Raw genomic sequence first — 6,914 nt, forward strand, 5'->3', positions numbered from 1 at the left:
CAACTTTTGCCTAAAATTATAAATTTTTGAACATTTTGATCTGAAAACCAGGTACTTTCTCACTACCCAAAAAGGCTAAAACCAATATCAGTAAAGACATTTAGGTTTAATCAGCAAGCCCTACTTACACTTTAGAGGGAGGAAGGCAGAAGGCAGGAGGCAGAAGCGGTACGACTCCGCGTCGGTTTTAGACGCAAGGGAAAGGGATTAAGTTTTTAACATTCGGGGTGAGCGATCGCTTTTATTCAGTATAAAACTTCAAAAAATGTGTTTTTTTATACAAAAAATAGCTAATTTCTCCTCCCACACTTCCTACCCTCCCCACACCCAAAAGCATAATTCTAAAAAACATACCCTTGTAAGACGTCCCCGTGTCCCCGTGTCCCCGCGTCACCGTGTCAAACCTTAAAAACTTACCCTTGTAAGCCCCATCTCCCCACACTCTAACTCTGAGGTGCAGACTGCTGCTCATTCTTCTTCTCAGTGGGACTGCCCAATTTAGAACCACCATCAATAGGTATACCATTCCGGAGTTTGACCACACCTGAAACAACTATTTTGTCAGTGCCTTTCAATCCCTCAATTACTTGATAAGCTTGCCCTTGAATGCTTCCCAACTTCACAGGTTTTTGAATTGCAATCAACTTTTTCTCACCATCCATGATTTTCTCTTCTGCAACAAAAACAAAAGCTTGATCTCCGATCCGTCTGACAGAAGTAACCGGAATAGTTAATCCTTGTTTTTCTTCCCAGATGACTCTTGCTCTTACCTGCTGGTTAGTTTGCAGTTTCTTTTCCGCATTATTATATATTGCTTTAACTAAAACAGTTTGAGTTCCTTGACCTGCATCTGGAGATATAAAAGATACCCTGCTGCTACCAATTAATTGACTTGTCTGTTGGCTTAGTAACTCAACTCGTGTACCTAGTCTAATTTGAGGCAGTCGGTCTATAGGAATATTAATATTAGCTTCTAAAGTATTATTGTCCTGAATAGTGGTTAGTTGAGTTTGACTATCTACATAATCACCCACTTTCGGTTGTACATTCCCCACTACCCCACTAATAGGAGCAAGAATATTGTAATATTGTAGTTGTACTTGTTCTGCCACTGCATTTGCCTGAGCTTGTTGTAGTTGACCACGAGCTTGAACTACCTGACTTTCCTGAGAGGAAATTTGTTCGTCTTGAGCTGCTATTTGAGCATCTAGAGTTTCAATGCGACGCTGCAAATCTTTTTTAGCACTTTCGACCTGTGCCTTAGTAGCATCTATGACTTCTCTTTGAGCTGCTATTTGAGCATCTAAAGTAGTTGTACGCCTTTGTAAATCTTTTTTAGCACTTTCGACCTGTGCTTGAGATGCTTCAATCACTTTTCTTTGAGCTGCTATTTGAGCATCTAAAGTAGTTGTACGCCTTTGTAAATCTTTTTTAGCACTTTCGACCTGTGCTTGAAATGCTTCAATTTCTTGTTCTATATTATCAATTTCTGCTTCAGCTTGTTTAATGTCGCGGGTAACTTGGTCAAACCTTTCTTTGGGAACTACTTCTTGTTCATATAAAGTTGAAAATCGTACTTGTTCAATTTTTTGGTATTCTAAATTTGCTTCTCTTCTATCTTTCTCAGCTCTCTGTGCTCGCAAAGATGCTTCAGCATCATCTAGTTTTGCTTGTTCTGACAGGGAACCAGACTCAGCCAGTAACCTATTTAGTTCCTGACGCTGGGACCCCAAATTTGCTTGAGCATTCTGTAAATTAGCTTCCTCAGATAAGGAACTAGACTCAGCTAGCAACCTATTTAGTTCCTGACGTTCTCTGCGGAGGTTAGCTTCGGCATTTTCTAGATTTGCTCGCTCAGAATTTAATTCTCTTTGGGCAATTAGCTCAGTTTTATCATCTCTCAATGCTCTTATTTGAGCTTCTGCACTATCCAATTGCGCCTTAGCTGAACTTATCTGAGCAATATTACTATCAAGAACTGCCTGTTGTCGAGAAGGATCTATCTGCAGTATGGGGTCTCCTTTTTGAACTCTATTACCTAATGATACAAATACTTGGCTTACTTGTCCACTGACCCTTGGCGTAATAGTTGCTCTTTCTTTTCCTTCTACTGTTGCGATATACTCTGTGCTGTCTGCAACTTGAGTTTGATCAACTCTGGCTATTTCCACGGCAGTAGGTGGGGGTGCTACTACTTGTTGTTTTTCACCTCCACAGGAGCTTAATAGAAGGGCAGATAACAACAAAGGCCAATATCTAGCCTGGTTGACTAATTTACTATCCATTTGTATTAAGTTCACTGGTAATTTATCTCCTTTAGATCTTAGGTATGTGGAATGGGCATCTTGCCTGTTCCTGATATTTTCCCGTTCCTGATATTTTCCCTCAGCAATGCCAATTAGGTATTAGGTACTGTAGGGGCGAATGATATTCGCATTAGCCATATGTAGAGTCCCTGGGTAAGTTCTGTAAGTATTAGAGCTGATTTATAAATTAAATATTAAGATGCTGAAATTTTTACATGACAAAGGTTTTGCCAATTGTGGGTCAGTAAACCAGAAATTCCTGAGACCTAGATAGCATAATAGTTTTCCTACGGAATACTGCGCAAACAGCTCAGTTTATAAATCAGCTCTTAGGTCTTAGGTGTTAGGTATTATGCTTCTAGATTTTATACCTATAGATTTTATACCGATTCTATGTGAAGCTGCACGGAATTATGAAGTTTATTAACTTGTCTACCCTGAACTACATTTAACTTTCATTAACATATTATTCTATTGCAATTTCTTATAAATTTGGTATTAGATTTAAAGTTTTATTCTATCTTAATGTTTATGATTTTTATTCTAATTTGACCAGTCAAAACCGAAATTATGAGTGTTAAGTAATAATTGATTCCTTAGTTATGGCCTAATAGGTTCATCTGTAGAACAAACTATTTCAAATCAACTATCATTTCTGACTTCACCAATTCTGACATATTTAGAAAGATAAGGTTATAATTTACAAGACTTGGCTGTTAAGCTTAAGTGTTGTAAAAATTCTGACAAGCATTTGATTCAAGTATTCTAGAAAATAAAAAAATAATTAACAACTTGATTCTTAAATCTTGAATAGTGATGATTCAATAGACTTAGAACTATTAGAACTATATTAATATATGGAAACCGCAAATTTTCTGACTTGGTTACTCTTTTTTGGATTAATAAGTGGTATTGGTATTGGTGCTATGATATATGCTTATCGTGGAAAAGGTAGTATTTCTGTCCTATTTACAGAATTTATCTCAACATCTTCGTCAGTACCATCAGAAGCAGAAGTCAATTTTCAACAAGGATGTGAGGCTTATCAAAATGGCAATTATCAACAGGCAATAAATGAGTTTACTGAAGCTCTGAAAAATAATTCAACTATTGCTGAAGCTTATCATAATCGAGGTTTGGCTTTTGCTAACCTACGTCAAGATGATGAAAGTGTAGAAAATTTATTGCAAGCTGGGGAATTATATATAGAACAAAAAAATCAAGATGCTATAGTGATTTTGAAGAAAAATTTAGAGTTATTAAAGGCTAGAAAAGAAGCTAGGAAAACTCTTAGTTAATTGTTATAAGTTAGTTTTTTTATAAGTTATATCAAATATGTTGATAATTCTATAGTTACTCCCCTACTCCCCTACTCCCCCACTCCCTACTCCTAAATAGTATAATAAGTATTCAACAAGCATTTTATTTTTTTGAGGAGGTAATCATGGGATTAGGTATTTTAATTGATGGTAAATGGGTATCTAAACGAGAACAAGAAGATTCTCAAGGTAGATTTATTCGCCCTACAACAACATTTAGGAATAAAATTACAGCAGATAATTCTAGTGGGTTTAAGGCAGAAACAGGACGTTATCATCTATACATTTCTTGGGCTTGTCCTTGGGCACATCGAACTGCTATTATGCGAAATTTAAAAGGATTAGAAGATGCTATTGGGTTGTCAGTTGTAGCAGCAGTAATTGACCAAAATAGTTGGGAATTTTCTGATTCTGAACCAGGATCTATTCCTGATAGTATTAATGATACTAATTATCTTTGGCAAGTTTATCTGAAGGCTGATTCAAATTATAGTGGGAGAGTTACCGTACCTGTACTGTGGGATAAGGAAAAAAATACTATTGTTAATAATGAATCCCGTGAAATTATTCGGATGTTTGATACTGAGTTTAATGGTATTGCTAAAAATGACTTAAATTTGTGTCCTGAAGATTTAAAAGATACTATTGAAAAAACTCTTGATACTATTTACCAACCGATTAATAATGGTGTTTATCGGGCGGGTTTTGCTGGTTCTCAATTAGCTTATGAAGAAGGAGTAAAAGATTTATTCGTAGCTTTAGATTATTGGGAAAATATATTATCAAAACAACGTTATTTGTGTGGCGATCGCCTAACTGAAGCTGATATTTGTATGTTTACTACTTTGCTTCGTTTCGACCTGGTTTATTATGTTCATTTTAAGTGTAATTTACGTCATATTTGGGATTATCCAAATCTCTGGAATTATCTAAAAGATATTTATCAATATCCAGGAGTAAAAGAAACTTGTAATTTTGATCATATTAAACGGCATTATTACATGAGTCATCCTAATGTTAATCCTACTAAAATTGTGCCAATTGGTCCTGAGATAGATTTGGATTCTCCTCATAACCGGGCATTAATAGACATCCCCACGGAAGATTCTCAAACTATTACTCCGCCATTCTAAAATTGGCATTTTTGGAGATTTATAATTTCAATGATTAATTATTAACAATTACCTCTCCTTGAAAAGAAGTAGTCCAGTAGCCCAGTAGGGTGCGTTAGTGAAACGTAACACACCGCTATGCTAATGTCATTTCTCTGTAACAATGCGCTTAATAATTTTTACCGAAAAATCGTGGGTATGCGCCTCCCCTTTTAAGGGGATAAAAAAAAATAATTCCGTACTTCAAGCCTCTTGCTTTCCTGCGGAATGCTGCGCAAACAGCTAGAGGTACTGATAACTGATAACTGATAACTGAAATGACCCAAACCAGAGTTTTACTAATAGCTGTTATCTTTTATTAAGCACAACTTCATAGAGAATTGGTATAATATCATTCTGAAAAAAGAATGTTATGAATAGTTTGGTCAACAAAAATGGTTAAAGTCAGATATATATTTAGCACTTGGAGAATTATTTCAGGGTCAAAAATGATAATAATAGTTCAATCTAGCTGACTACTGACTACTGACTATTGACTACTAGAAACAGTTCTAGTATTTGTAGCAAACATTTATCAAATTGGTATAACTAATCCTAATCAATGGTGCGTTACGGCGCAAACTAATATTTTATAGACAAAATCTAGTTTTTTGTAAGCGCCTAACGCACCCTACTGGACTTATGAATAATTTTTTAAACTAGAGTTAATTCAACTTGTGATTAAAACTCAATCTATTAAATTAATTACTTATAATCCAGAACAAGAAAAAATTGAACAATGGATAAAGTAGATGAATATGGAGAAATAATTCAAAAAGTCATTCAAGAATATGCGGGCGATCGCCATAGAAGAAAAGATGTCGATCGAGAATTAATTTTTGACACTAAGAATAATCATTATCAAATAGTTAATGTGGGTTGGGAGGGCGATCGTCGTGTTTATGGATGTGTTCTACATTTTGATATTAAGGGAGAGAAGATATGGCTACAATATAATGGTACAGAAATTAATTTTGCTGAAGAATTAGTCAAAGCAGGAGTGCCTCATCAAGATATTGTTATTGGTTTTCATTCTCCGTTTATGCGTCAGTTTACAGAATATGCTGTAAGTTAATAATATTATCTGAGATATTCTTGAAGCAGAATAATATTTATTCTACTGTCAGTAGGGGCAAACAGCCGTTTGTCCCTAAAGCTAAGTTATTGACCCTAGAAATTTGATATTATTTGCCTTTTCTCAAGCGATAAGCAACAGCACCAAATATTAATAAACCTATTGCAGAAGTTGGTTCGGGAACTGAAGTTTGAGGTTCAGGAACTTTAGAAGCAAGTCTGTAAGCATGATTGTCTGTTTCTAAGGCAGGCACAGAGGAGGATAGAATTATTCGATCAAAAGACTCTTTTTCCTCAGCAAAGAAATTAACATAGAGATTTTCATGTAAACTAGAAATCTCTGTACCTATAAAAGATGTAAGTAGCTGATTTTCTTGGTAGAAAGCAATGCTATTATAAGAGTCTATTGACCCCCAATACATACCAAAATAATCTAGTTGTTCGTTAGAGTTGATGATAACTGGATTATTTCCCAAAGCATTGTCAAAAGGGGCAACTGTTAAATACTTTGTAAAATCATCACCAGGTTGAGCATAATGATTTGCTAAATTACCTGAAACAACTGTTGGGCTAAAACCAGGAGCAGAATAGACAATAGGACCTGATGTCGGCGCACCTGATTCAAAATCTATAGTTGTTACTCCTGGCAAACTGGAGAATTGACCTTGCCCTGGAACAGTTGTACCCCCAGTAGTAAAGGTAATTGCATTTGATGGTTTGGCAATAGTAGTTAAAACTACTCCTCCTATAATACCCATCAATATCTGTTTGATTTTGGTCATTATTATTCGGTCAAAAATACAAAGTTGACAATAGAAGAGCTTTTTTCCCCCTACTAATCTCTTTGTCTAAGGTTTTAGCTTCTATGGAACCAATAGAAAAAATTTCCGTTAATTTCTAAGTTTTGCCTTCAGCATAGCTGCCTTCTTCAATTTACCCTCAGTAGGAGCAAATAGCTGTTTGCCCCTACAACTAAATTATCAACACTAGAAATTTGATATTATTTGCGTTTTCTCAAACGATAAGCAACCGTACCAAATATTAATAAACCTATTGCAGAAGTT

The 6,914-nt window shown here is 35.4% G+C and carries 5 protein-coding genes; 3 read left to right on the forward strand and 2 right to left on the reverse strand.

What is annotated here, in order from left to right:
• Positions 1-443: 443 nt before the first annotated feature.
• Complete coding sequence (locus tag AC3DU7_RS20455) at positions 444-2,300, reverse strand: efflux RND transporter periplasmic adaptor subunit (protein ID WP_488041147.1); 1,857 nt, start codon at positions 2,298-2,300, stop codon at positions 444-446.
• An 863-nt stretch (positions 2,301-3,163) separates the two neighbouring features.
• Between AC3DU7_RS20455 and AC3DU7_RS20460 the strand changes: the two genes are divergently transcribed.
• From AC3DU7_RS20460 to AC3DU7_RS20470, 3 genes are all read left to right on the forward strand, one after another.
• Positions 3,164-3,604, forward strand: a complete 441-nt coding sequence (locus tag AC3DU7_RS20460; RefSeq protein WP_488041148.1) for a tetratricopeptide repeat protein — start codon at positions 3,164-3,166, stop codon at positions 3,602-3,604.
• A gap of 146 nt (positions 3,605-3,750) precedes the next feature.
• The gene (locus tag AC3DU7_RS20465) at positions 3,751-4,758 is read left to right on the forward strand and encodes a glutathione S-transferase family protein (protein WP_488041149.1); all 1,008 of its coding nucleotides are present in this window, start codon (positions 3,751-3,753) and stop codon (positions 4,756-4,758) included.
• A gap of 757 nt (positions 4,759-5,515) precedes the next feature.
• Positions 5,516-5,851: an element excision factor XisI family protein gene (locus tag AC3DU7_RS20470; RefSeq protein ID WP_488041150.1), complete on the forward strand. Its 336-nt coding sequence runs from the start codon at positions 5,516-5,518 to the stop codon at positions 5,849-5,851.
• 109 nt (positions 5,852-5,960) lie between these two features.
• Here the strand turns inward: AC3DU7_RS20470 and AC3DU7_RS20475 are convergent, their stop codons facing one another.
• Positions 5,961-6,632 (reverse strand): Npun_F0296 family exosortase-dependent surface protein, encoded by a 672-nt coding sequence (locus tag AC3DU7_RS20475; protein ID WP_488041151.1) that lies wholly within the window; start codon positions 6,630-6,632, stop codon positions 5,961-5,963.
• Positions 6,633-6,914: the final 282 nt, after the last annotated feature.

Source organism: Okeania sp., assembly GCF_983059655.1.

Coding starts and splice junctions, on each gene's coding strand:
- AC3DU7_RS20460 (WP_488041148.1), top strand. CDS start 3,164: ATGGAAACCGCAAATTTTCTGACTTGGTTACTCTTTTTTGGATTAATA.
- AC3DU7_RS20465 (WP_488041149.1), top strand. CDS start 3,751: ATGGGATTAGGTATTTTAATTGATGGTAAATGGGTATCTAAACGAGAA.
- AC3DU7_RS20470 (WP_488041150.1), top strand. CDS start 5,516: ATGGATAAAGTAGATGAATATGGAGAAATAATTCAAAAAGTCATTCAA.
- AC3DU7_RS20475 (WP_488041151.1), bottom strand. CDS start 6,632: ATGACCAAAATCAAACAGATATTGATGGGTATTATAGGAGGAGTAGTT.